This is a genomic window from Arthrobacter sp. TB 26 (genome assembly GCF_000427315.1).
GTDB lineage: Bacteria > Actinomycetota > Actinomycetes > Actinomycetales > Micrococcaceae > Arthrobacter.
In genome coordinates, this window is the sequence record NZ_AUPJ01000179.1 from 1 (window position 1) to 4,471 (window position 4,471).

4 protein-coding genes, 1 tRNA gene and 1 pseudogene (1 of these 6 cut by a window edge) are annotated in these 4,471 nt (G+C 66.6%); 5 read left to right on the forward strand and 1 reads right to left on the reverse strand.

Annotated elements, in window-relative coordinates:
* Together K789_RS0106105 and K789_RS0106110 are read left to right on the forward strand one after the other, a co-directional pair.
* Positions 1-1,022 (forward strand): sensor histidine kinase (locus K789_RS0106105; protein ID WP_024365986.1); only part of this gene is annotated, 1,022 nt, incomplete at its 5' end.
* Positions 1,019-1,693 carry a LuxR C-terminal-related transcriptional regulator gene (locus K789_RS0106110; RefSeq protein ID WP_237739534.1) on the forward strand — a complete coding sequence of 225 codons (675 nt, stop codon included), beginning with the start codon at positions 1,019-1,021 and terminating at the stop codon, positions 1,691-1,693. The genes K789_RS0106105 and K789_RS0106110, both read left to right, overlap by 4 nt.
* Before the next feature lie 160 nt (positions 1,694-1,853).
* On the opposite strand, the gene K789_RS0106115 is transcribed toward K789_RS0106110, so the two are convergent.
* A complete protein-coding gene (locus K789_RS0106115; protein WP_024365988.1) occupies positions 1,854-3,068 on the reverse strand; it encodes a pyridoxal phosphate-dependent aminotransferase in 1,215 nt (404 codons plus the stop codon).
* A gap of 298 nt (positions 3,069-3,366) precedes the next feature.
* Between K789_RS0106115 and K789_RS0106120 the strand changes: the two genes are divergently transcribed.
* From K789_RS0106120 to nusG, 3 genes and pseudogenes are all read left to right on the forward strand, one after another.
* A tRNA-Trp gene (locus K789_RS0106120) sits at positions 3,367-3,439 on the forward strand.
* A gap of 78 nt (positions 3,440-3,517) precedes the next feature.
* The gene (secE, locus tag K789_RS0106125) at positions 3,518-3,802 is read left to right on the forward strand and encodes a preprotein translocase subunit SecE (RefSeq protein WP_024365989.1); all 285 of its coding nucleotides are present in this window, start codon (positions 3,518-3,520) and stop codon (positions 3,800-3,802) included.
* 115 nt (positions 3,803-3,917) lie between these two features.
* Positions 3,918-4,471, forward strand: a pseudogene (gene nusG, locus K789_RS22485) (transcription termination/antitermination protein NusG); it runs 315 nt beyond the window's last position.

A 4,471-nucleotide genomic window follows, 5' to 3' on the forward strand; every position in this document is an offset into this window, starting at 1 on the left:
GGGGCCGGGTGACCGGCATGCGTTACGGCAAGGAGATCCTGCTCGGGGCGGGCCTGCTGCTGGCCGCCGGTATCCTGATCGCACGCCTGCTGGGCGTTGATGTTCCCCTCGGGACCCTCATCCCGGTGGCGGCCATCCTGGGTGGCGCGGCCATCGCCTGGATGCAACTGGATGAGACTCGCCGGGCCGGCCTCGTGGACAAGACCAAAGCGGACCAGGCCGGCGGCTGGGCACGCCTTGCAGCCGGGCTGGCCCTGGTTGTGACCGGGGTCCTGGTTATGGTGTCCGGCTCCGGCTCGTGGGAACAGACCTGGCTTGCCCTCTTGGCCTCGGTGGCGGTGCTGGGCGGCGTGGCACTGGTGCTGTTGCCCTGGGGGCTGAAGTTCTGGCGCGACCTTGAGGCGGAGCGGGCCGGGCGGGTCCGCGCCACCGAACGGGCCGAGATCGCCGCCCACCTGCACGACTCCGTGCTGCAGACACTGGCGCTGATCCAGCGGCGCGCCGGCAACGAGACCGACGTTGTGCGCCTCGCCCGCGCCCAGGAGCGCGAATTGAGGGGCTGGCTGTACCGGGATCCCGGCAAGGAAGCCGGTCAATTGTCCGAGGGCATCAAGGCGGCGGCGGCGGAGGTGGAAGACTCCCTGGGCCACGCGGTCGAGGTGGTCGCCGTGGGCGACTGCGCCATGGCCGAACGCCACGAGGCACTCGTCCAGGCCGCCCGGGAGGCCATGCTGAACGCGGCCCGCCACGGCGGCGGCCCCGTGTCGGTCTACCTGGAAGTCACGGAGGGCGCGGCGGAGGTCTTTGTCAAGGACCGCGGTCCCGGCTTCGACCCCGACGCCGTCCCCGCTGACCGGCTGGGAATCCGTGAATCGATTGTCGGCCGGATGCACCGCCACGGCGGCACCGCCACCATCAACAGCAACCAGGACGGCACCGAGGTTCGGCTTAGGCTGCCGCTGTCAGCGGGAGCATCCACCGGCGCTGCCGCCACCAACAGCAACGGAGAGGCAAGACAGTGAGCAACACCGAAGCGCGGAGCCCCGTCCCAGGGATCCGGGTGGTCATCGTGGACGACCACGCCATCTTCCGGTCCGGCCTGAAGGCCGACCTGGACCCGGACATCGTCGTCGCCGGCGAGGCCGGAACGGTGGACGACGCCGTTGCCGTGATCGCAGCCGTGCGTCCCGACGTCGTGCTCCTCGATGTCCACCTGCCCGGCGGGCTTGGCGGCGGCGGCCGCGAGGTGCTGTCCGGCTCGGCACCGTTGTTTGGCAGCACCCGGTTCCTGGCGCTGAGCGTTTCGGACGCGGCCGAGGACGTCGTCTCCGTGATCCGGGCAGGGGCACGCGGCTATGTCACTAAAACCATTTCCGGTGCGGAAATTTCCGACGCCGTCCGTCGCGTTGCGGGCGGGGACGCCGTCTTCTCGCCGAGGCTGGCAGGCTTTGTGCTGGATGCCTTCGGCACCGCACCGGCGGATATCGCCGACGACGAACTGGACAGGCTGTCAGCCCGCGAACTCGAAGTGATGCGGCTCATCGCCCGCGGCTACAGCTACAAGGAAGTCGCCAAGGAGCTGTTCATCTCCATCAAGACGGTCGAAACCCACGTCTCTGCGGTGCTGCGCAAACTCCAGCTCTCCAGCCGGCACGAGCTCACCCGCTGGGCCGCCGAGCGCCGGCTCCTCTGAGGCTCGTTACTTCACGTTTGGGGCTTAGCTCCGGGCGCTCCCTCACCATGCACCACCGGACATGCTCATTGTTAGAGGCCAACAGTGGGCAGAATGGCATTCTGCCCACTGTTGGTGTTAGCCGCCGGACATGTCCAGCGGTGCGTGGTGCGGGCGCGTCCTATTTGGCTTTGCCGAGGAAGTCCTGCAGGCGGGCGACGCCGGTGGCGAGGTCCTCGTCGCCGAGCGCGTAGGACAGGCGCAGGTAGCCGGAGGGGCCAAAGGCCTCGCCCGGAACGACGGCTACCTCGACCTCATCCAGGATCAGGGCGGCCAGCTCTGCCGACGTCGAGGGCCGGACGGGGCCGTTCGCGGACGGGAACTCCTTGCCGAGCAGGGCGCGGACGTCCGCGTAGACGTAGAAGGCGCCTTTCGGCATCGGGCATTCCACACCCTCGATGGCGTTCAGGCCGGCCACGATCGCTTTGCGGCGGCGGTCGAAGGCGAGCTTCATCTCGTCGACGGCGGTCAGCGGGCCGGAGACTGCGGCGAGGGCGGCCATCTGCGGGATGTTGGACACGTTGGAGGTGGCGTGCGACTGCAGGTTGGTGGCGGCCTTGATGACGTCGGCCGGGCCGATCATCCAGCCCACGCGCCAGCCGGTCATGGCGTAGGTTTTCGCCACGCCGTTGAGGATCACCACTTTGTCGCCCAGTTCCGGGACGGCCGTGGCGATCGAGGTGAAGGGCACGCCGTCGTAGGTCAGGTGCTCGTAGATCTCGTCCGTGACCACCCACAGGCCCTTGGCGGCGGCCCACTGGCCGATTTCCCGGACCTGCTCCGGGGAGTACACGGCTCCGGTGGGGTTCGAGGGGGAGACGAAGAGGAGGATCTTGGTGCGGTCCGTGAGGGAAGCCTCGAGCTGCTCCACGGTGACCAGATATCCCTGCTCCGGCCCGGCGAAAACCTCGACCGGCACGCCGCCGGCGAGCCGGATGGCTTCCGGGTAGGTGGTCCAGAAGGGCGTCGGGACAATGACCTCGTCGCCCGGGTCAAGCAGCGTGGCGAAGGTGTTGTACACGGCCTGCTTGCCGCCGTTGGTGACGAGCACCTGGGACGCCGCGGCCTTGTAGCCGGAATCCCGGAACGTCTTGTCCGCGATGGCCTGCTTCAGCTCCGGCAGCCCGCCCGCCGGGGAATAGCGGTGGTACTTCGGCTGGCTCGCTGCCGCGATGGCTGCCTGCACGATGTAATCGGGGGTCGGGAAGTCCGGCTCGCCGGCGCCGANGATGACCGGCCGGCCGGCCGCCTTCAACGCCTTCGCCTTGGCATCTACAGCCAGTGTGGCGGATTCGGCTATGGCGGAAATACGCTGTGAAATGCGGGCGGCAGGCATCGCGGGTCCATTCTTCGCTAGCAGCTTCGGTGGCTGTTTGTGGGATTCGACGGAACCTACTCTATGCTGTTCACCGGATCGCCCGCGGTGCAGGCGTGGAAATGTGACTGCGTGTTCGTCAGGACATTTTCGCCGCTGGTTTCCCGCCCGGTTTCCCGGTGGGACGGGGCGTCCGAAGTGGCCGGTTCGACGTAGGCGCAGTTCTTGCGTAGACTGGTTCTCCGGTGTTGAAAACACGATGATGGTCTGCGCCTCAGGGAAGTCTGGGGAAACGGGCCGGAAGTGGTTTTCGATCCATAGGGTAGTGGCGCAATTGGTAGCGCAGCGGTCTCCAAAACCGCAGGTTGCAGGTTCGAGTCCTGTCTGCCCTGCGCAAGCTGTTCCGGTTTCTCGGAGCAAGCGCAGCAACCATGGTTCAGTTCAGGGCCGGGTATCCGACATTTGCGAGGATGAGTGAGATCCAGGTGACCGAAACGGCTGCAAGCAGCTCCAGTGGCCGCCCCGCCAAGAATGCCCCCAAGGCAGGCTTCTTCGCTCGAATCGCGCTCTTCGTCCGCCAGGTCATCGGCGAACTGAAGAAGGTCGTTGCACCGACCCGCAAAGAACTGATCAACTACACGCTCGTGGTGCTGGTGTTCGTGGTCATCATGATGCTCATCGTCACCGTGCTGGATCTGGCCTTCGGGGTCGGCGTGGGCTGGGTCTTCGGCGGCACGGGCCCCACGGACCGCTAAGGCGACCGGTCCGCAGACTGCGTGGATCACCACCGGGATTCCGGAGGTTCCGCGGGGTGTGCGGAATTGAGTCATTTAAATAGGCATGTTAGGCAATGAGGAAGCAGGAGACCAAGTGTCTGAGCAGGAGCTCGAGGTAACTGAGACTGAGCTGGATAAGAGCCAGGACGCCGCGGTGGAAACCGGGGAACAGTCCGAGGCCGCGTCCGCTGCGCCCGCATCCGACGTCGCTGACGAGGTAGACACGGCAGAGGTAGACACGGCAGAAGCCGGCGACGCCGCCGCAGAAGAGTCTGTCGAGGCCGGCTCTGACGACGAAGCCGCCACCGGCGACGAAGCAGACGAGTCGGGCGACGCACTGGCAGCCGCTGCCGCCGCCGCGGAGGTTGATCCGGCCGACGAGTTCAAGGCCAAGCTGCGCCGCCAGGAGGGTGACTGGTACGTCATCCACTCCTACGCCGGCTACGAAAACCGCGTCAAGGCCAACCTTGAAACCCGCATCCAGACCCTGGACATGGAAGATTACATCTTCGAGATCCAGGTTCCGATGGAGGAAGTCGTTGAGATCAAGAACGCTCAGCGCAAGGTCATCAACCGCGTCCGCATCCCGGGTTACGTCCTGGTCCGGATGGACCTGACGGATGCCTCCTGGGGCGCCGTCCGCCACAC